27 protein-coding genes are annotated in these 18,545 nt (G+C 30.7%); 25 read left to right on the forward strand and 2 right to left on the reverse strand.

What is annotated here, in order from left to right; genetic code table 11:
• Window positions 1–141 precede the first annotated feature (141 nt).
• From MAEO_RS01735 to MAEO_RS01755, 5 genes are all read left to right on the forward strand, one after another.
• Complete coding sequence (locus MAEO_RS01735; protein ID WP_011973068.1) at window positions 142–1,092, forward strand: hypothetical protein; 951 nt, start codon at window positions 142–144, stop codon at window positions 1,090–1,092.
• Window positions 1,093–1,166: 74 nt separating this feature from the next.
• Window positions 1,167–1,952 (forward strand): cell division ATPase MinD, encoded by a 786-nt coding sequence (gene minD, locus MAEO_RS01740; RefSeq protein ID WP_011973069.1) that lies wholly within the window; start codon window positions 1,167–1,169, stop codon window positions 1,950–1,952.
• A gap of 310 nt (window positions 1,953–2,262) precedes the next feature.
• Window positions 2,263–2,832: an Era-like GTP-binding protein gene (locus MAEO_RS01745; protein ID WP_011973070.1), complete on the forward strand. Its 570-nt coding sequence runs from the start codon at window positions 2,263–2,265 to the stop codon at window positions 2,830–2,832.
• Between the two features lie 258 nt (window positions 2,833–3,090).
• Window positions 3,091–3,540: a cell division protein SepF gene (sepF, locus tag MAEO_RS01750; protein WP_011973071.1), complete on the forward strand. Its 450-nt coding sequence runs from the start codon at window positions 3,091–3,093 to the stop codon at window positions 3,538–3,540.
• Window positions 3,541–3,556: 16 nt separating this feature from the next.
• Window positions 3,557–4,459 carry a methanogenesis marker 8 protein gene (locus MAEO_RS01755; protein ID WP_011973072.1) on the forward strand — a complete coding sequence of 301 codons (903 nt, stop codon included), beginning with the start codon at window positions 3,557–3,559 and terminating at the stop codon, window positions 4,457–4,459.
• Between the two features lie 104 nt (window positions 4,460–4,563).
• On the opposite strand, the gene argF is transcribed toward MAEO_RS01755, so the two are convergent.
• Both argF and MAEO_RS01765 read right to left on the reverse strand, forming a co-directional pair.
• Entirely contained in the window at window positions 4,564–5,478 is a 915-nt protein-coding gene (gene argF / locus MAEO_RS01760) for an ornithine carbamoyltransferase (protein ID WP_011973073.1), read from the reverse strand.
• Window positions 5,479–5,755: 277 nt separating this feature from the next.
• Window positions 5,756–6,352 (reverse strand): ZPR1 zinc finger domain-containing protein, encoded by a 597-nt coding sequence (locus MAEO_RS01765; protein ID WP_011973074.1) that lies wholly within the window; start codon window positions 6,350–6,352, stop codon window positions 5,756–5,758.
• 514 nt (window positions 6,353–6,866) lie between these two features.
• Here MAEO_RS01765 and MAEO_RS01770 point away from each other — a divergent pair.
• From MAEO_RS01770 to MAEO_RS01865, 20 genes are all read left to right on the forward strand, one after another.
• On the forward strand, window positions 6,867–7,517 hold the full coding sequence (locus MAEO_RS01770; protein WP_011973075.1) for a helix-turn-helix domain-containing protein: 651 nt from the start codon (window positions 6,867–6,869) through the stop codon (window positions 7,515–7,517).
• A gap of 10 nt (window positions 7,518–7,527) precedes the next feature.
• A complete protein-coding gene (locus tag MAEO_RS01775) occupies window positions 7,528–7,821 on the forward strand; it encodes an energy-converting hydrogenase A subunit A EhaA (protein ID WP_011973076.1) in 294 nt (97 codons plus the stop codon).
• Complete coding sequence (locus MAEO_RS01780) at window positions 7,808–8,320, forward strand: hypothetical protein (RefSeq protein WP_011973077.1); 513 nt, start codon at window positions 7,808–7,810, stop codon at window positions 8,318–8,320. Before MAEO_RS01775 ends, MAEO_RS01780 begins: the two co-directional genes overlap by 14 nt.
• Window positions 8,320–8,565 carry a DUF2109 domain-containing protein gene (locus MAEO_RS01785; RefSeq protein WP_011973078.1) on the forward strand — a complete coding sequence of 82 codons (246 nt, stop codon included), beginning with the start codon at window positions 8,320–8,322 and terminating at the stop codon, window positions 8,563–8,565. Before MAEO_RS01780 ends, MAEO_RS01785 begins: the two co-directional genes overlap by 1 nt.
• A 69-nt stretch (window positions 8,566–8,634) precedes the next feature.
• Entirely contained in the window at window positions 8,635–8,913 is a 279-nt protein-coding gene (locus tag MAEO_RS01790) for a DUF2108 domain-containing protein (protein WP_011973079.1), read from the forward strand.
• A 12-nt stretch (window positions 8,914–8,925) separates the two neighbouring features.
• Window positions 8,926–9,186, forward strand: coding sequence for an EhaE family protein (locus tag MAEO_RS01795; protein ID WP_011973080.1), 261 nt, complete (start codon window positions 8,926–8,928; stop codon window positions 9,184–9,186).
• Between the two features lie 2 nt (window positions 9,187–9,188).
• Window positions 9,189–9,662: an EhaF family protein gene (locus MAEO_RS01800; protein WP_011973081.1), complete on the forward strand. Its 474-nt coding sequence runs from the start codon at window positions 9,189–9,191 to the stop codon at window positions 9,660–9,662.
• On the forward strand, window positions 9,662–10,408 hold the full coding sequence (locus MAEO_RS01805; protein WP_011973082.1) for an EhaG family protein: 747 nt from the start codon (window positions 9,662–9,664) through the stop codon (window positions 10,406–10,408). The genes MAEO_RS01800 and MAEO_RS01805 overlap by 1 nt, the downstream gene beginning before the upstream one ends.
• Window positions 10,409–10,458: 50 nt before the next feature.
• Window positions 10,459–11,115 (forward strand): membrane protein, encoded by a 657-nt coding sequence (locus MAEO_RS01810; protein WP_011973083.1) that lies wholly within the window; start codon window positions 10,459–10,461, stop codon window positions 11,113–11,115.
• A gap of 13 nt (window positions 11,116–11,128) precedes the next feature.
• Window positions 11,129–11,335: a hypothetical protein gene (locus MAEO_RS01815; protein WP_011973084.1), complete on the forward strand. Its 207-nt coding sequence runs from the start codon at window positions 11,129–11,131 to the stop codon at window positions 11,333–11,335.
• An 11-nt stretch (window positions 11,336–11,346) separates the two neighbouring features.
• Complete coding sequence (locus MAEO_RS01820; protein WP_011973085.1) at window positions 11,347–12,231, forward strand: respiratory chain complex I subunit 1 family protein; 885 nt, start codon at window positions 11,347–11,349, stop codon at window positions 12,229–12,231.
• Window positions 12,232–12,242: 11 nt separating this feature from the next.
• The gene (locus MAEO_RS01825) at window positions 12,243–12,503 is read left to right on the forward strand and encodes a hypothetical protein (RefSeq protein WP_011973086.1); all 261 of its coding nucleotides are present in this window, start codon (window positions 12,243–12,245) and stop codon (window positions 12,501–12,503) included.
• 112 nt (window positions 12,504–12,615) lie between these two features.
• Window positions 12,616–12,930 (forward strand): DUF2104 domain-containing protein, encoded by a 315-nt coding sequence (locus tag MAEO_RS01830; protein ID WP_011973087.1) that lies wholly within the window; start codon window positions 12,616–12,618, stop codon window positions 12,928–12,930.
• 10 nt (window positions 12,931–12,940) lie between these two features.
• Complete coding sequence (locus MAEO_RS01835) at window positions 12,941–13,390, forward strand: DUF1959 domain-containing protein (RefSeq protein WP_011973088.1); 450 nt, start codon at window positions 12,941–12,943, stop codon at window positions 13,388–13,390.
• Window positions 13,391–13,412: 22 nt separating this feature from the next.
• Complete coding sequence (locus tag MAEO_RS01840; RefSeq protein ID WP_011973089.1) at window positions 13,413–13,874, forward strand: NADH-quinone oxidoreductase subunit B family protein; 462 nt, start codon at window positions 13,413–13,415, stop codon at window positions 13,872–13,874.
• A 55-nt stretch (window positions 13,875–13,929) separates the two neighbouring features.
• Window positions 13,930–15,066: a hydrogenase large subunit gene (locus MAEO_RS01845; RefSeq protein WP_011973090.1), complete on the forward strand. Its 1,137-nt coding sequence runs from the start codon at window positions 13,930–13,932 to the stop codon at window positions 15,064–15,066.
• 28 nt (window positions 15,067–15,094) lie between these two features.
• Complete coding sequence (locus tag MAEO_RS01850) at window positions 15,095–16,351, forward strand: 4Fe-4S binding protein (protein ID WP_011973091.1); 1,257 nt, start codon at window positions 15,095–15,097, stop codon at window positions 16,349–16,351.
• A 51-nt stretch (window positions 16,352–16,402) separates the two neighbouring features.
• Window positions 16,403–16,903 carry a 4Fe-4S binding protein gene (locus tag MAEO_RS01855; protein ID WP_198002421.1) on the forward strand — a complete coding sequence of 167 codons (501 nt, stop codon included), beginning with the start codon at window positions 16,403–16,405 and terminating at the stop codon, window positions 16,901–16,903.
• A gap of 229 nt (window positions 16,904–17,132) precedes the next feature.
• Window positions 17,133–17,885, forward strand: coding sequence for a 4Fe-4S binding protein (locus MAEO_RS01860; RefSeq protein WP_011973093.1), 753 nt, complete (start codon window positions 17,133–17,135; stop codon window positions 17,883–17,885).
• Window positions 17,886–17,914: 29 nt separating this feature from the next.
• Window positions 17,915–18,544 (forward strand): CBS domain-containing protein, encoded by a 630-nt coding sequence (locus MAEO_RS01865; RefSeq protein ID WP_011973094.1) that lies wholly within the window; start codon window positions 17,915–17,917, stop codon window positions 18,542–18,544.
• Window position 18,545 lies beyond the last annotated feature (1 nt).

Raw genomic sequence — 18,545 nt, forward strand, 5'->3', positions numbered from 1 at the left:
AGTGAATAATACCGAAGATTGACTATATATAGTGTTTTCAGAACGAAAATTCAAACATTATATTTATAAATTATTTTTATATATTTGCTTTTTTTAAATATTTACTATAATTAATAATTTAATTTTTTAAAGTGGGATATTATGGAATTTACAAACGAAATTAGCAATTCTTTGAGAGTTACAAAAGATGAGCTAATTAATACAATACTTGAAAAAGTATATGATATAAGAAAGGAATTGAATTTAAACCATTGTGATATTAATATTGTGAATATAGAATTAAAAGATATAAACAGTAGTAGTGGCGACAATGATAAAAATAATAAAAATTGTTATTTAACAATATATGCCCACACTCGTTCAGATAAATCTTCATTAATAGGTCCGGGGGGATGGGTGATCGGAAAATTGAGAGAAGAATTAAAAGAATTAATTGATAAAAATTTAATTATAATTGTGGAAGATTATGGAGATAAAATAATAAACAATGAAAAAAAAGAAAAAGCCTTAAATTATTTATTGAATATTGGATTAAATAAAGGAGACAATATTGCCGTGCTTGTTCAATGTGAATATGACATTTCAATTATTGATTATTTAAAGAATTATTATACCGTATATGCCCTGTCTTTTGAGGCTGGAACTTTTGTTCTACCATATAAAAATAAGAATATTATTAAGGATTATTTGATATCCAATAAAATACCTCATAAATTTATATCCTGTAAATTAGATAAATCTATTTTATCGTTATTATCCGATGAATTCCCCTGCGATTTAGCCTGTAATAGTTTGATAAATTATGCTGTTGAAGAATGTAAAAATAAAAATATAAAATATTTTATTAATAATCATGGTAAAAATAAATATGATAAAAAATATAATATACGAATCATAAATTTCTTGGAGCTCCATCCATTTAAAAAGTCTTCATTTAAAAATTATTTAAGCTGCCCTTTAATGATACAATCATGTAAAAAGAATAAAAATACCAAAATAAAGTTAATAAATAAAGTAGTGAGCGATACATATGATGGATTAATGGAGCCAACAGGGAGCTCCGAGAAGATTATGAAAATATTAAATTTGTAGTATAATAATATAAATATAATATAAATATGTATTAATACATTATTTACTTTTATTATTAATCATTTGGTGAGTATATGATAATCACTGTGGCGTCTGGAAAAGGAGGTGTTGGAAAAACCACCACCACAGCAAATTTAGGGGTTGCCCTTTCAAAAATAGGAAAAAATGTCCTAATAGTAGATGGAGATATTTCAATGGCAAATCTTGCCCTAATATTTGGATTTGAGAAAAAAAGACCCTCCTTGCATGAAGTTCTTTCTGAGGAATGTGAAGTTGGAGAAGCAATATATAAACATAATTCTGGAGTATCTGTTTTACCTGCTAGTTTATCTATTGAAGGATATAAAAAATCGGATTTGGACATATTTCCGGATGCAATTTCGGAGGTTGCCGACGATTATGATTATGTGTTAATTGATGCCCCAGCAGGATTAAATAGGGATATGGCAATACATCTAGCAATTGCTGATAAGGTTCTTATAGTTCTAACACCTGAATTATTTTCAATAGCAGATGGATTAAAGATAAAACAAAGTAGCGAAATGGCGGGGACTTCAATAATTGGCGCTATTTTAAATAGGACTGGGAGAGATTATGGGGAAATGAAAATTGATGAAATTGAAATGATTGTTCAGGAAAAAATTATATGTGCCATACCAGAGGATGGAAATATAAGAAATTCCACCCTTAAACGAAGAAGTGTAATAGAATATGACCCAAACACCCCCGCATCAAAGGCATATATGGAGCTTGCACTAAAAATAACAGGTTCTTATGTAAGCGTAAATAAAATAGAAGAAATATATAATGAAAATTTGACTTCCAAAATAAAAAGATTTTTTTCAAAATTTAAAAGATAGTTACAGTCTGTTCGAGAACTTTTTACATCTCAAAATCGCAAAGCGATTTTTACGATTTTAAAAAAGCAAAGCTTTTTTATAACAATATCAATTGTATATAGTCAATCTTCGGTCTTTTTCACTAAACCGTGTGCTATTAAAAGATAAATTACACAGGCCCATAGGAACAAACTTTCTGGAAATACCATATATAGTAAAAACCGAAGGTTTTTACATAATGGTTATTATTTATTGGGAGCTCCCAATAAAAGTTTTATAATATTAATAAAAATAAAAAAATATATGGATTTAGTTAAAATTAAGGTATAATATGATAGATTTAAATGATGAAGCAGTCGATTTTAAAATAGTATTAATTGGTCCCGAAAATTCAGGTAAGTCCGCAATAATAAATTCCATTTTTGGAAAATATATTTCTACGGTTTCGGAAGTAGGTGGCACAACCAAAATGCCCATAAAAAAATTTTGGGGCCAGATTAAAATAGGAAAATCCAAGAAAAATCCAAAATTTGCAAAATTATCATTTGTAGATTTAGGAGGATTATATGCGGGTGAAAAAAAATCCCCCATAATGGTGGGCAGAATATTGGATGAAACATACAAAGAAATAGATAATGCCCATTTAATAATTCATGTTGTTGATGGTAAAAAGGGACTTTCAAAAAGTTTTGAAAAACTCCATCATTTACTTAAATATAGATACCAAAAACCAATTATAGTAGTTATATCTAAAAGTGATTTGATAGATGCCAATAATATCAATGATTTAAAAAATCATATCGAGAAACGATTGGAAAATAAAACCATAATTACTTCAACAATAACATACCAAGGCATAACTGAATTACTTAATACCATAATAGAATTATTAAAAAAATAATATTAAAATAATACACATATAAATAATGCTAATATATAAATAATATTTGATAAATAGGATAAAATATAGTAAATCTGCAATTCGTGGCACATACTAATATTAATAATAATTAGTTGATAATTTAGTTATATTTTATGAATAAAGTGGGTAAAATTTAGAGATAATTTTGAGATTTACGACCCCTATTAACACAAATATCTGCTGATTTACTATATGCATATTGTGATATAATATGGGGGAGCTCCCTTAGGTGATAGTATGTTTGAATCGTTAAAAGAAATATTCCAAGGAAAAAAAACAAAATCCTCAAATTTGACATATGGTGTTAGTTCAATTGAAGATTATGAATATGATGAAATACCTGTTCAGATTAATGACGATAGCAATATTATAAAAATGAAAGCATGTGATCTTGAAGATTATAGGGATGCTACTGATATAACAGTATTGGTGGAAGCTGGTTACATTGTCATTGCAAATACTATTGATATGGAAAGAGATATGAATGAAGATTATGCTGCGGTATTAAAATATTTACAGGAAAAAATTGCAGAATGCGATGGCAATATTGTTATGTTAGCACCTAAAAAAATAATGGCCGTTCCAAAAAATGTGGTAATTGAAAAATTAATTAAGGAACCGGAGGATTTAAATAAACCATCTCAAAATGCTGAATCCAGTAGCAGTATTGGGGAATCCAAGAAATAAAAAATGGGGGGAAAATATGGAGGATATTCATATAATGGAAGCACTTGGAAAATCAAAAATAGTAGTAAAAAACGGAAAAGTCGTTGAAGTGGGCGAACCTTTGATAAAATACTGTCCATTATTTGCAAAGCACAGGGGCATAAATGAATTAAATAAAGATACAATTAAAGAAAATATTGAATTTAGAATAAAAGAATTTGGATTATTTACCGAAAATAGAGTTGTTGAAACCAAAGAATATGTCGTGGGTTTTGGAACATCTGAAATATTCTTAACTGCTTTAAAAAATAAATTACTTGATGCCGTGGTAATTGTTAGCGATTGTGCTGGAACAATTATAACTGATAATCCATATTTAGTTCAAGGACTATGTGGGCGAATATCTGGCATAATAAAAACCACACCAATTCCAAAAGTTATTGAAAAAATAGAAAATGCTGGAGGGGTTGTGCTAAATAAAGAAAATGCAGAAATTAACCAGTATAAAGGAGTTAAAAAGGCATTGGAATTAGGCTATAAAAAAATAGGGGTAAGCATAGGTAATTTGGAGGATGCCAAAAAAATTAAAGAGTTGGAAAACCAAATAATTACTAATGCCGAATGTTCTATAAAGGCTAAATCCGACCCAGTTCAAGATGTAAAAATAATAACTTTTGGAGTTCATACAACAGGATATAGCAAATTAGAATTTAAAAAATTTGTCAAATATTTTGATTTGACAACATGCTGTGCTTCAAAAGGTGTTTTAGGGGCAGTTAAAGGTCATGTAAAGATTCAAGTTGGAAAATCCGTTCCGATATTTGCACTTTCTCAAAATGGGAAAGAATTAATAATAGAACGAATGAAAGAATTGGAACGACCATTATTAATTACACCAAATGATGAATTGCCTGTGGTCAAGGGAGATTTTTATATTTAAATATTTATTTTTAATATATTATTACTATTTTCCTATTTTTCTATTTATATATTATAAATTTAAAATAATAAAAAAATAAAACAAGATAAACAAAAATTATTAAATTATTTGCTAAAAATATATTTAAATACTGCTTTTTGGGCATGAAGTCTATTTTCGGCTTCATCATATACAACGGATTGTTCTCCATCGATTACCTCGTCAGTTATTTCCATACCCCTATTTGCAGGTAAACAGTGCATAACAATAGCATCTTTTTTAGCATAACTTAAAAGTTTTTCATTTATTTGATATGGAGGGAATATTTTTAAAACTTCATCGATATTTTTATTTTTATCACTCATACTAACCCATACATCAGTATAAAGCACATCGGCATCTTTTGCACAGATTATTGCATCATCTGTTATAGTTATACTACCCTCCCCCTGTTTATCTATTATTTGTTGTGCCATTTTAACAAATTTTTCATTTGGTTCATAACCTTCGGGAGTGGCAACAAATATATCCATACCCATAATGGCACATCCTAAAATAAGGGAATTGCAAACATTATTTCCATCTCCGAAATATGCAAATTTAAGACCACTTAATTTATTTTTATGTTCTTTGATTGTTAAAAGGTCAGCTAATATTTGGCATGGATGAGATAAATCACTTAAAGCATTTATAACTGGAACATTTCCATATTTAGTAAAGTCTTCGAGTGTACTGTGTTCTTTAACTCGGGCAACAATTACATCTACAAATCTACTTAATACTTTTGCCGTATCTTTTGTGCTTTCTTTCTTACTCACATGAGTTTCCCCCGTGTTTAATGTTAAAGAATGCCCACCCAATTCATTTACAGCAATATCAAAGCTTATTCTCGTTCTTGTCGATGGACTTTCGAAAATCAATGCTACGGTTTTTTCTTTTAAAATATTTTCTGATTTTCTATTTTTTTTAAAATATATTGCATCATTTAATATATTTTCAATATCTTTTCTTTCTAAATTTTCAAGAGTTAGGAGATGCACGGTATCACCAATAAAAAGTATATCTATTACGGCAGGTTCAGGAATTTTTTAACTTCAAAATATTTTATATTATTGATATTTTATGCCGTTATAGCAGATATGGATAATATATAATATTAAAGGAACTGACATTTTGAACATGCTATATACGCCGATATTCTCGTAATATAATTTTATAAAATAATATATTTATAAAATAATGAGATGGTATATTTATATAATATAGTATTTAAACCATATAGTATATTTGGGAGCTCCCTGTTAGTAAAATATTTTATTATCTTTTTAACTCAATAAATTCTCCCTTACTTAATGAATTAACTTCTTCATCCGTTAGTTTTTCATCAATTACCCCATCTCCGATTATTAAACTATGTCCAGTAGGGTCTTCAATTATCAAGGTTGCAGTTTCTTTCCCCTGTTTTATGGCCTCTAATTTTTTAGCAATTTTTTCGGCCTGTTTTTTTTCGGCCTCTGTTTCAGCCCCTCTTGATAACATCATTAAAGATTCTTCCAATCTATTTAATACCCCCTCTACATTGGATACATACCCCTGAGATGCCGCTCCTGGTTTAACTTCAAACCCTAATTCTGGAATTCTTATAAATCCTGTGGAGCTCCTTACCACTCTTTTATTTAAATCTTCTTCATCCTGTATTTTTAAAATATATCTTTTTGGTTCCTTAACATCTGTTGGCATTATATCGCTATTTTTGTAATTACAATTACTGCATATCATTGTAGTTTCAAGAACTTTTCCAATATATGGAATATCTAATTCATTAACTATTATTTTTAATGAATCCTTTGAACCACATATTGGACAATCTATTGTATTCACTGATTTCACTGTTTCACTTGTTCCCAATTCCATGATTTCACCTTTTTTTATTGTGTATCAATTATATTATATATTATGGTTAATCTTAATTAAATGTCCTCATATATTTAATATTCATGGCCATTCATTGTCCACCCTAAGTTATTAAATAAAATCTCTTCGAGATTTTATACAAAATCGAAGATTTTATAAACAAAATCTTTTAGGAGTTCATACCAAAGCATAACTTTTGCAAACAAAATCCTTTTAGGATTTTGTACAAAATCGAAGATTTTGTAAATAACTTTCTTTATTTTTAGTAATATGGAGATTTTGCTTATGGTGGTATGGTAATGAAATTGTCCGAAAATTGACCATAAATGTTCTAATATATTAATCATATTCACTATGTTTTTAATTAAATCATAATAATAATATTATATACTTTATATATGTTATATGGTGCAAAACTATATATATTATATCCACTATGAATAATATTATTCCTATGTGATACTTAATTATTAATCATTATATATGACGGAAGTTATATTCCTGTTGTGGTAATATGTATGAAAAACTCGATGTTATTGAACATGCCATTTTATTAAATCCAGAATATATAAAAATATTCCGAACAAAATTAAAAATAACCCAATCAAAACTTGCGGAAGAAAGTGGCGTTAGTCAATCGCATTTAAGTATGCTTGAAAAAGGAAAGAGAGAAGCCACAAAATCTAATGCTGCCGCCATAACGCTGGGATTATTAAAATGTAGTAATATTTGGGAAAATGAAGACCCAATATTATATTTATTGGATATTCTATCACTAACAAAATTTGAATCCACAATAATTAATTTTATTATAGGGCTTGTTGGTGATGGCAAAAATAATAAAAACAATAGATTTTATAAATTAATTGACGGTTATCCTGTTGTAATTATTGACAAATATTATTTTACCGAATATATGAAAAAAAACTTAAAGGTAATAGATATATTAAGTATTGAGTTTCAAAGGGGGAAAATTAAAGGAAAGGGACAATATTCTGATAGCAAACAGGCAGATATATCATTAGATTGTTCAGAAATAAGGCGACTGGAAACAAAAATATCAAATAGTATTGGTAAGAAGATAATTATACAGATATTTCCAAAAGAGGAAATTCCTCCTATTTATTCAATTAAAAAGGATAGTATTATAATTCATTGTTGGTGACGGTGATATTGTGGGCGATATTATGGGAGCTCCACTATTTAATAATTTAATTTATTATGGTGGGGCCATTATTGTATCAATAATTATTGGTTTATTGTTAAGATTGCCATTAAAAATAGATATTGATTCATTTGAAGCAAATGTCATTTTTCCAACTGTATTTATTGCATTGGGATTATGTGCATTGGTTGAATTTTTGTTTGGCTTAAATCTTATAATGGGTATAATTATTGGATTTATTTCGGCATTATTTTCAAAATATTCGATGAATATATTTTCTGGTGTAGATTATGGAAGTAATTGAAATAATAACTAAACTTATCTATGTATTTATGGCAGGAATTATTTGCTGGTTGAATTTTGTTGTGGTAGATACCATATTTGGACTACCAAAAAAACCGGGCGTTGCCGGTGCCGGCGTAATAGGTAATAAGTTGGCAAAAAGTGGAGGAAATATTAATGGAGGTTATTTTATGGGAAATATTGTATGTTCTCCCGACGCCTCAGCTGGAACCTTAATGGCTAGTATATTTTATTATTTAATGGGTTTTGAAGGAGGACTTATAGCCTCATTATTTGTGTATATCGGCAATAGATTATGCAATGACCCAGGATATGCTGGAACAATTGGAACCATAACTGCCACAATATTAATATGGATATTCTCTGATGCCATTGGCATTATTGAGCCCCAATATTTCATAGCTGGAATGGTGTTTGCAATATTTACAATTCAAGGAGCTTATCCAGTGATGGCATCGAAATTGCTGGGCTCAATAGCTAAAAAGATGAGGGTGGTATAATGGATATTGCCTCAATTACAATTGAAATTATTGCTATTATTATAGCTGTTAAAGTATTTATTACTCGAAGTAGGGCTTTGAAATTGTTGTATATCTGCAATTTAAATTTTTGTATTGCAGGTTTAATAGCTTTGTATATAAAAAGCCCAATGGGAGCTCTTGTAGCTATGGCATATTTTGTGTTTTCCACAATTTCCTCCAACGCCATTGCCCATAGTATAGGAGAAATTAAGAAAATAAAATAGATAAAATAAATTATTAGTGCGAAAAGAAATAAATTATAAATTTACCTTAAAACAATAAACGGTGATTTTATGGAAATTCTACCACTTGTAGCTTTATTCTGCTGTGTTTTTGGTGGAATTGGTGTAATTCTCCATACAGATATACTTAATAAAATAATTATGTTTGCCTTTTTAGAGGCCGGACTTATTGGACTTGTGGCTTCATTCTATTATTTGGATGTGGCAATGGTTTCTTCCATATTAGAGCCAATATCTACCATAGTATTACTACTTGGAGCAATAAAATATACTTATCTTATAAAAACTAAGAAACGATACAGCTCGGAGCTCCCTATACTTTCTAAATAAAAGGTGAGTGTTATGATACCTGATTTAATCACCCTTACGATGTATTGTGGATATATTATGCTAATTGGGGGCACAATGGGTGCAATATTTGGACCCCAAGCTAATGACCCATTTAAGAAACTTCTAAATATGGAAGTGCCTGCCATGGGTGTAGCGTTGATATTATTATCTTATAATCACACGCTGGCACTTATGACATTTCTTACAGTAAATACGATACTTATAATAGTATTTGTTAGAGCAATAATTAAAAATGAGGAAATAGGGAGATAATTATGAACCTAAATCTTGGTAAATTATTAAATTATATATCTAAACCCTCAGTAGTCCCTCGAATGTTTGCGGGATTTTTGTGTATTATCATGTTTGTTGAATTTTTTGCTCCAACTTCATTAAATGATGACCAGCTATACCCAAAAGCCCTTCCTCAGGAGCAAATATTCAAATCCTCATTGGCACCTTATGATAGGGGAGGAATACCATTAGAACAACCTGCAAATATCAAATCCCAATATCCACAGTTTGAACCAACAATTGGAAAAATAACGGCATATTTATCTCCACTGTCGATATGGATAGCAGAAAAAACCCCCTATTTGGGAACTACCATTGTAGCAACACCAGGGGGAATTATTGATGAGATATTATATTATACAAGGGGATTTGATACAATATTAGAATCTTTAACTTTATTGATTTCATTTATGATATTTAGCTATATCTACCTCGGTAGAAATGAGGTGGAATAATGGATATTACGCTATTATATAACAGCACGGTATTTACAGGTTTTATTGTTGGAATACTGTCTTTATTTGCCATTTCCAGCAGTGGAAAAAATAATAATTCTGATTTAGATATGGTAATTTATACCAATATCGTAGAATGTGCCATGGTGGTAATTATAGCCGCAGTAGGAACAGACCTTGCAGAGGCCCTTATACTTCCAGGTCTTGTTATTGGAATGGCAGAATTATTGGCAGTTTCCGAAGTTTTAGTTAATAGAAATGAGCACAGACAAAAAGATAAAGAGATTATAGAAATTAATCAAAGATATAATTTGATTAACAAAAATAACATAAAACAACATAAACTTCTTGAAGAATTTTTGGCCAAGGATGAAGCTCATGCAAAAATATCCATTAATAAAATGGAAGTTCTATATACGGCACCTAAATTTATGGCAATTGTATTGGTAGTTTATGGTGCAATATTAACAGGATTTACGGGCGGAGCAGTTATTGCATGTGGATTGTTATTCTATCTATTGTCCCAGAGAGTTTTAGAAAAAGAAGTTCCATTCCCTAAATTAAAAGTATATTGGGAGGGCATCTCTGGATTTTCTGGAATTATGTGGGCAATATGGATATTTGGTTTTATTGGATTGTATTTATTCCCACAACATTATATATATTTCTTATTAATTGCAGGTTGTGCATTAGCACTTAAAGTTGGCTCAAAATTGGGATTAATGGGAGATTTATTGGATAGGTAAATAACATAAAATAACGGCATATGGACGATATATATTAAATTGGTGATTATATGTTAGAATCAATTGCTGGGTCGTTATATGGATATATCCCTTTTGGAGATATTGTATTTTATATGACGGATTTTTCAATGATTGCATTTGTTGTTGCATTATTTTTTACAATAATTGTAGCACTTACAAAACCCGAAAAACAAATAGAGGCACAAATTGGAGAATTGGGAGATAAATTTAATACAGTATCTTTAAAAGAGATGAAGGCAAGGCGATTAATGGCAGTTATTTGCGGAATAACTACGGCATTTGCCATGCTAACTGGTGATGTGTTTAATTTTGCATTATTCTTAGCTGTAATTGGTATGGCAAATATTGGTATAGTTTCGGCCGTAAAAAAAGAATGGGTATTAACGGCGGCTTTCAATTATGGAATAATTGCAATGATATCTACGCTACCATTATTTGGGGCTGCATCCATTATTCTTGCAAAAACTGGTACGCTATCGATATTTGAATTATCTCGCCACCCCTATGACATATTTTATCAAAAAATTCTTTATGCAGTGGGCATGGTTGGAGAAACTGGTATTGCTCCATTTTATGCAGCTAAGGCTGAAATGTTTAGAGCTCCGGGAGCTCCCTATATTTTAATGATACATTTATCCTCGTTGCTTGTAATAGTTAGAACAGCGGAAATATTACTTAATATATAATTGGTGATTAGATATGACACCAGAGAACAAAAGCGGAATAATATCCATAATTATAGGAATTATTGGATTGGCTATTATAATATTGTATTCAAATAGTGCATTTATTACCTATATGGGGACTGCCCTATTTGTTCCATTTATAATATATGGCATTGGAATAGGATTGAATCCCCCAACAAGAAGAAAAAAAATTGGACAATTGCCATTTAGAGGGTGGTGATATTGAGTGCAATGACTACTACAACAATTATGCAAATTATAAGCGCTTTGAGTTATGGACTATATGCCTTTTTAGTTGGTGGATTATTATTGGGATTCCACAGAAAAATATTGGCAAGAGTTCATGGGAGACCAGGACCTCCAATATTGCAGTATATAATTAATGTTTTCAAATTTTATATAAAAGAGATAACTTTCCCCATTACTTCTGCCAATCCACTATATTTATCTGTGGCATTGATGGACTTAATGGTATGGCTAAGTGCCTTATTTGTGGCTGTGGTATTTAACTATTCATTATTAATTATTGTTGGGTTGTATGTCCTTCAAAAAATAGTTGAACATGGATGTGGGCTTAGTAGTGGTTCGCCATATGGAAAAATTGGAGGAGTTAGAAGTGTATTTTCTGCCGCAGCAGAGGTTCCATTGTTTGCCGTTGTGGGTATCATATTTATATTAACAAATTCCCTATTGGTCGGAGATATATTAAATTATCAAGCAATAAATGGGCCATTATTATTTAAATTACCACTTGCGGCATTTGCATTTTTTGTATTATTGGTATCAAAAGCCCCAACTAGTCCGTTTAGTATAGTAAAAGATAAGGCAACGGTTAGCGGATATATTACGGAGCATTATGGAACTCTTGAATCCATTATATTAATGTCTGATGCTATTGCTTGGTTTGTTCTACTGTGGTTATTTATAGCACTATTTATAGGTCCCGTTATAATTATGAGTCCAATTTTAACTCTCATAGGAATGACAATATTAACATTTATAATATCTATGATTTGTGCCACCACCCCATTATTGACTCCAAATCATTCAGTTATGATTCAGATATTAATTGCATCACTAACAATAATAGACTTGCTTTATAGGGCAACTCACTAATTGGTGATATTATGAAAAATTATATTTATTTATTATTAATTTCTTCAATTGCTATTATTGGAGTTCTTGTAGCAATAAACCTAATCCAAGTGAGTATTTTGCCTGTTTTGGTATTATTTTTAATAGGATTAATATTAACGATGATACTATTGGCAGGAAATAAAAAAATATCCCACATAATTGAACAGGTGGAATTATTGTTTATGTTTGGGGTATTTGTTGGGCTACTGTATGCAGGATATACAATATTTACAACTGGAATAATATTATAATAGATTATAATGTGGATAAATAGCTCTAAAAACAGAAAATAAAAAAATAAAATAAGAATAAAAATAGGAGTAAAAATAAAAATAACAACACACAACCGATACAGGTGGTTCTATGAATGAAGTGCCATTTCATTTATTATTTGGTGCAATAGGGCTTGTAGTCGGGGGATTCGTTGGATTAAATTATAGCTACAACAAATATAATCTCCCCTATGCAATAAAAAAAATTGATTCGTTGGCATTAATATGCTCCATAAGTGGAGCAATTATATTATTAGTAAATCTTCCATATTATTTAAATTACATAATAGGAGCTCCCTTACTTGGAATACCTTTTGGCATGAGACCGGGATATGGCAATATTGAGTTGTATGTTGGACTTATAATATTAACTATCGGAATCCTATTAAAATCATTGTTATTATAAAAGTGATATTATGGACTACGATTTAAAAACTAAACCCAAATCAGAAGATTTGGAATTTCCTAGCGGAAATAAGGAGAAAAATAAATACAAAGAACATTTAGAGCAAAAATATAACGCCATTAAAGGTAATAGATATATTATGGAAGATGTTATAGTTCCCATTGCAAATGCTCTAAAATTGCCTATTGATGATGTCATTGACATATTTGTAAATAAATATGATGGAGCTGGACTATATGAAACCCATGCCTACGGGGAACAGGCAAGAATGGGATGCTTAGGGCGAAAAGTAGATATTGATTTAGGGCTTTGCTGGGTTTGTGATTTCTTTGGTTTAATATCTAAAAAAGATGCCGACTTAATAAGAAAAAAAGTTGTAGAAGATACCATTATGAAAAAAATACCCTATAAAACAGCACTAGAAAATGGTAGAAAAATGGTTGTAGAACTGTTGAAATAACACATATATATGTGGTGTAATTATGATAAAAGAGTTTTTTAGAAAACGGTCAATAAACCTCTGTATAGTAAATACTGGTGGTTGCAATGGTTGCGATATAGAACTTGTATCCACACTTGCACCTCGGTATGATATAGAACAATACGGTGTTTATGTCCATAACAATCCACGGGAGGCCGATATATTAGTAATCACTGGACCAGTTACTCTCCCATGGAAAGATAAACTTGTAGAAATATATGAAAAAACACCAGAACCAAAAATTGTGGTGGCAGTTGGTGCCTGTGCATTAAGTGGCGGGATATTTAAAGAGGGCCATATATATGGTCCAGTTGATAAATTTATTCCTGTTGATGCTAAAATTGTAGGTTGCCCCCCAAGACCTTCTGAAATTATTGAAGCAGTGCTAAAAGTGGCACCCGATGCCCTTGCAGCAAAAGGAATAGCTCTTAAAAATGCTAACAAAGTAGCAAATGTAGAGTAGCATATAAAATGGTATTGATAAAATATATTAAGAAAAATTAAAAAACTGTGATAATATGAATGTAGTGCCAGTAGGACCGATACACCCGGTGCTAAAAGAACCCATAAGATTAAAGTTAATAGTTGAAGGAGAAAAAGTAATTGGTTCTGAGCTTGAAATGGGGTATGTTCATAGGGGAATTGAAAGGATAATGGAGGGAAAACATCACCTAAAAGGTATTCACCTTGCTGAAAGGGTGTGTGGTATTTGTTCATATATTCATACATACACCTTTGCAGAGTGCATAGAAAATTATTCAAAAATAGAAATCCCCGATAAAGCAAAATATTTAAGATTAATCACTTGCGAATTGGAACGGATACACAGTCATTTAATTGCATCCGCAGTTTATAATATTTCTATCGAACATGAAACTCTTGCTATGTGGGGATTAAGTGCAAGGGAGCATGTTATGGATTTATTAGAGATGATAACTGGGAACAGAGTAAATATGGGCTATAATTTAGTAGGTGGTGTTAGGGCCGACATAAATAAAGAAATGATTGATAAAATCCATAAAAAATTAAATGAATTAAGGGAAGACCTTAAAAACCTCGTATCAGCATTTGAAACTGGTCCATTGATTGGATTAAGGGGCAAAGGAATTGGGGTTTTAAAATATGCAGACATTATGAAAACTCGTGCAGTTGGTCCAGTGGCAAGAGCTTCGGCACTTCCAGAATGTGATTGGAGATTAAGACATCCAGTATATAAAGAACTCAAATTTAAGCCGGTTTGGTTTGAAGATGGTGACAATCATGCTCGTATGGCAGTTAGACATCATGAAGTATTGTCAAGTATTGATTTAATAGAGCAAGCTATTGAACTATATAATGAATGTTCTGGAAGAGTTAGGGTAAAACCAGAAATTAAAGGGGGAGAAGGAGAGTGGAGAAATGAGGCCCATAGGGGAGAGGTATGTTATAAAATAGCCACTACAAATAATGGATTAATTAAAAGAATAATGATAAGAACCCCCACTGTGATGAATCTTGAAGCCATGAAAATAATGTTTAAAACTTGCCCAACTATCTCTGATGCTGTAACAACATACACATCAATAGACCCCTGTATATCATGCACAGAACGAACCATTGTATTAGAAGATAAAAAAACTGGAAAAATTAATAATTATTCATTTAATATGCTTTAATTAAAAACTAAAAAAGAGTTGAGATATTATGTCCTCCTCATTGTGGTATCTTTACGAGTTTGTAAGAAAAAAATGGATATCTAACTTCACCTGTGCTAAAACAGATGTAGAAAGCACAATTCCACAGAAAAGATATAGAAAAATACCTGTTATGGTGGAGCTCCCTGAGAAATGTATAAGCTGTGGAGCATGTGCTGGTGCATGCCCATGTTTTGCTATCGAAATGGTTAAAAATGATGAATATAATAAGGAGCTCCCTGTAATTGATGATGATTCATGTATAACATGTGCGTTATGTGTGGAATCATGTCCAACAGGAGTATTAGATATTGGAACAGTTAAGGAAGATACGGACGGTAGAGCTTTCAGTGTTCCAAAATATACAAATTTAATAATTGATGAAGAATTATGTGTTAACTGCGGATTATGTAAAAATGCATGTCCAGTTGATGCCATAGATTATAATGAAAAAACCCATTATATTATTGATAATGACTGTATTGAATGTATGGAATGTATTAAAGTATGCCCTGTTAAAGATGCTATAAAGACATACGACGAAAAATTGTTGAAAGAAAAATTCGATAAAACTCAATATTTAAAATATGATAGATTGACTAAATTAGATAATTTTAATGAAGATATTGAAGATGGCAAAAATAACAACAGTGACAATAATATCGACAATAATAGCAATGATAACAACAATGGAGATATGGACGCAGATACCACTGCTGATATTACTATGAATAACGAGGATATGCCAAGAATAGTAAAAAGCCTATGTATTAGATGTTATAATTGTGTAGATGTATGTCCAGATGGAGTAGATTTAGACAATTACACAGTGAATACCGATAGTTGGGAGGATATTTGTTTAGCCGTTTGTCCCACAACTGCCATGAGAATTGGGGCCGTAGAAAAAATTTCTAAAATAACAGATAAATGTTATATTGTCAATGAAGATGCCTGTATTGGCTGTAGGATTTGTTATAAAGTATGCGGTGTAGATGATACAATAAATATATCTTCTGAAACCCGTATGCCATATATTAATCCCAAATTATGCGTTAGGTGCGGACTTTGTTATAATGAATGCCCTGTTAATGCAATAGATTTAACAGATACAAAAATTGTTGAAAATACCTGCGAAGTAAGAAAAGCAAAAGATGAATTCAGAAATGTCATAAGGCAAGATTTAGATGAGTTTTCAAAGAAATACTTGGCATCTAAATTGGAAATTAATAAAACAATGGAAAAAACCATTAATAAATCTATTACCTGACAATGGGTATTTATATATAAATTTAAAATAACAAATATAAAAATGATTTTTATGCCGACAAATACTCTAAGCATAGATAAAGTGATAAAAAAACACTTTAATAATTTGGAAGTAGATATTCAACTGGAAACACCTTTGCCAAAACGAATGATTAAAATAGATGATTCGGTATGTATTTGCTGTAATATTTGTACAGAAGTATGTCCCGTTAATGCTATGGATGCCAGAGTGTTAAATGCTCCACGAATCAGCAATAAATGTGTATATTGCGAAATGTGTAAAGAAGCATGCCCAGTTGATGCCATAAACATTACTCGAATAGCCGGTAAATTCAATGACAATAATATTATATTAGAGGAGTCCACGGAATACAAAGAGTTAATATATAATCAAAAAAAATGCCTTGCCTGTATGGTTTGTTTAAAAAACTGTCCGTTCTGTGCCATCAGTAAAGCAGGACCAAAGGTAAAATTTAATATGAAAAAATGTAAATTATGTGGGCATTGTGGAAAATTATGTCCTCCAAAAGCTATTAAATTTAAATTATTATAATAATTTATTTTAATATTGCCTATTATATATGTATATTTATAGTAAGTTCAATAACTGTCCCTTATCTGGCTTATTATTGGTAATGGGGTATAGATTAGCTTTTAATCATAGCATATTTATGAAAAAGGCCGAAGATTGACTATATACGCTTTGGAGCTCCCTCTGGATATATACAATTTCTGTTATTAATTCTATTTATTAAATTATTAATGTTTATTTAGGTGGGATTATGATTACTATAAAAAAACCACTGGATGAAATTATAGATACCATCTCTGAAAAAGTAGGTGGTGACAATAAATCATTTAAAGGGATTTTAAAAAATTCAAATGTCTCTGAAAAATATATATGCATAGTGCCCGATGACTGCATAAGATGTAATCTATGTTATATCGAATGTCCAGTTGATGCCATAACAAAACCAACCGTAAGAAAACCTGCGGAAATTATTCCTGATAAATGTGTTAAATGTGAAATATGTGCTATGACTTGTCCAGTTGATACAATAAAAGTATTGGATGCCAATGCCAAAATTGAAAACCATAGCGTAGTTTATACCATTAAGGAACAAGATACAGAACATAGAACCATAAAATTAAATAACTATCATATTGATGTTGAAAAATGTATATTTTGTGGATTATGCGATAAATTCTGCCCCACAAATGCCATAACTGTGGAAAGACGAAAAAGTTTTGATATTGATTTAAATAAATGTGTGGGCTGTAATGCCTGTGCCAGCGTATGCCCTAAAAAAATTATAACTGTTGATAATGAGTTAGGGGAGCTCCCATTTAATAAATCAATTAGTGTGGATAATGATGTATGCGTTAAATGTCTTGTATGTGTGGAAGAATGTCCGATTAACATAATTAAGGAGATAGCCGAAGGAGTAGAAATAGATAAATCAAATTGTATGTATTGTGGAAGATGTGAAGGGTCCTGTCCAGTTCATGCAATTGAAATTAAAAATAAAGAATAATGATTAAAAATAAAATTTGGGGGAAAATTATGAAAGTAAAAGATTTAATGGACACAAATATTTTAAAAATTTATCCTGACTTCACCGCAAAAAAAACTGTTGAATTAATGTATAAAAGAAAAAGATTCAGCACAGCAGTTCTTGACGATGAGGATAGGTTAATTGGGTGGATTATGTCTCTTGATTTGGCAATACTTGATGATAAAACCATTTTGATAAAGGATATCATGCACCCATTGGATAAAATAATAACGCTGCATGAAAATGACCCTGCACGAGATGCCGTTGTAAAAATCGTAAAGCATAAGGTAATTAGTATCCCTGTGCTAAATAATGAGAGAAATGTTATAGGAATGGTTAGAAACTGCGATATAACAAAAACTCTTGCAAAATTATATGATATACCACTTGATAGTTTGTTTAAAACACTCCAAAAAGAGATAAAGGGCATAACTTGGGAGGAACTTATGGATGCCTCAACAATAATTACAAAACAAACCACCAACGAAGAAATTACGGCCGAAGAATATGAAAAAAAATTAAAAAATACCACCTTTGGTCAGGCAATATGGGCATGCGGAGGGCTGGAAAAATTCTTCGCGGGATTAATTAAAATTGGGGAAGTGGCAATAGCAAGAAAAATAGCAAGAAGAAAATAAT

Origin of the sequence: Methanococcus aeolicus Nankai-3 (assembly GCF_000017185.1) — an archaeon.
Taxonomy (GTDB): domain Archaea; phylum AGJL01; class Methanococci; order Methanococcales; family Methanococcaceae; genus Methanofervidicoccus; species Methanofervidicoccus aeolicus.

Coding starts and splice junctions, on each gene's coding strand:
- MAEO_RS01755 (WP_011973072.1), top strand. CDS start 3,557: ATGGAGGATATTCATATAATGGAAGCACTTGGAAAATCAAAAATAGTA.
- MAEO_RS01815 (WP_011973084.1), top strand. CDS start 11,129: ATGACACCAGAGAACAAAAGCGGAATAATATCCATAATTATAGGAATT.
- minD (WP_011973069.1), top strand. CDS start 1,167: ATGATAATCACTGTGGCGTCTGGAAAAGGAGGTGTTGGAAAAACCACC.
- MAEO_RS01810 (WP_011973083.1), top strand. CDS start 10,459: ATGTTAGAATCAATTGCTGGGTCGTTATATGGATATATCCCTTTTGGA.
- MAEO_RS01735 (WP_011973068.1), top strand. CDS start 142: ATGGAATTTACAAACGAAATTAGCAATTCTTTGAGAGTTACAAAAGAT.
- MAEO_RS01850 (WP_011973091.1), top strand. CDS start 15,095: ATGTCCTCCTCATTGTGGTATCTTTACGAGTTTGTAAGAAAAAAATGG.
- MAEO_RS01830 (WP_011973087.1), top strand. CDS start 12,616: ATGAATGAAGTGCCATTTCATTTATTATTTGGTGCAATAGGGCTTGTA.
- MAEO_RS01865 (WP_011973094.1), top strand. CDS start 17,915: ATGAAAGTAAAAGATTTAATGGACACAAATATTTTAAAAATTTATCCT.
- MAEO_RS01795 (WP_011973080.1), top strand. CDS start 8,926: ATGATACCTGATTTAATCACCCTTACGATGTATTGTGGATATATTATG.
- MAEO_RS01835 (WP_011973088.1), top strand. CDS start 12,941: ATGGACTACGATTTAAAAACTAAACCCAAATCAGAAGATTTGGAATTT.
- sepF (WP_011973071.1), top strand. CDS start 3,091: ATGTTTGAATCGTTAAAAGAAATATTCCAAGGAAAAAAAACAAAATCC.
- MAEO_RS01855 (WP_198002421.1), top strand. CDS start 16,403: ATGCCGACAAATACTCTAAGCATAGATAAAGTGATAAAAAAACACTTT.
- MAEO_RS01770 (WP_011973075.1), top strand. CDS start 6,867: ATGTATGAAAAACTCGATGTTATTGAACATGCCATTTTATTAAATCCA.
- MAEO_RS01785 (WP_011973078.1), top strand. CDS start 8,320: ATGGATATTGCCTCAATTACAATTGAAATTATTGCTATTATTATAGCT.
- MAEO_RS01860 (WP_011973093.1), top strand. CDS start 17,133: ATGATTACTATAAAAAAACCACTGGATGAAATTATAGATACCATCTCT.
- MAEO_RS01790 (WP_011973079.1), top strand. CDS start 8,635: ATGGAAATTCTACCACTTGTAGCTTTATTCTGCTGTGTTTTTGGTGGA.
- MAEO_RS01820 (WP_011973085.1), top strand. CDS start 11,347: ATGACTACTACAACAATTATGCAAATTATAAGCGCTTTGAGTTATGGA.
- MAEO_RS01840 (WP_011973089.1), top strand. CDS start 13,413: ATGATAAAAGAGTTTTTTAGAAAACGGTCAATAAACCTCTGTATAGTA.
- MAEO_RS01745 (WP_011973070.1), top strand. CDS start 2,263: ATGATAGATTTAAATGATGAAGCAGTCGATTTTAAAATAGTATTAATT.
- MAEO_RS01765 (WP_011973074.1), bottom strand. CDS start 6,352: ATGGAATTGGGAACAAGTGAAACAGTGAAATCAGTGAATACAATAGAT.
- MAEO_RS01805 (WP_011973082.1), top strand. CDS start 9,662: ATGGATATTACGCTATTATATAACAGCACGGTATTTACAGGTTTTATT.
- MAEO_RS01825 (WP_011973086.1), top strand. CDS start 12,243: ATGAAAAATTATATTTATTTATTATTAATTTCTTCAATTGCTATTATT.
- MAEO_RS01780 (WP_011973077.1), top strand. CDS start 7,808: ATGGAAGTAATTGAAATAATAACTAAACTTATCTATGTATTTATGGCA.
- MAEO_RS01845 (WP_011973090.1), top strand. CDS start 13,930: ATGAATGTAGTGCCAGTAGGACCGATACACCCGGTGCTAAAAGAACCC.
- MAEO_RS01800 (WP_011973081.1), top strand. CDS start 9,189: ATGAACCTAAATCTTGGTAAATTATTAAATTATATATCTAAACCCTCA.